Consider the following 228-nt stretch of genomic DNA (forward strand, 5'->3'; position numbering starts at 1 on the left):
CCACCCTCCGCTGCAAAGGCCGGAAGATAGCTGTTGATCATCAATTGCCGGTCGGGCAGTTTCTCGATCTTCTTGGCGCGCATGGCAGAATGGATCTGTCCGCCGCGAATGTTTCCGAAGACAAGGTTCAGAAAAAGCCTTTTACAACCCATGCAATGCCATCGATCTTCAAAACGGAAACTGTGAATGATCTATAGCTGGGCGCGACATTGGCGAGAGGCTCATTGG

Annotated in this window: 1 protein-coding gene; it reads left to right on the forward strand. The window is 51.8% G+C overall.

From position 1 onward, the window contains the following. Positions 1–197 (forward strand): hypothetical protein (locus R0J92_RS27600; protein WP_411054025.1); only part of this gene is annotated, 197 nt, incomplete at its 5' end. Positions 198–228: the final 31 nt, after the last annotated feature.

Origin of the sequence: Tritonibacter sp. SIMBA_163 (assembly GCF_046535935.1) — a bacterium.
GTDB classification, from domain to species: Bacteria; Pseudomonadota; Alphaproteobacteria; order Rhodobacterales; family Rhodobacteraceae; genus Epibacterium; species Epibacterium scottomollicae.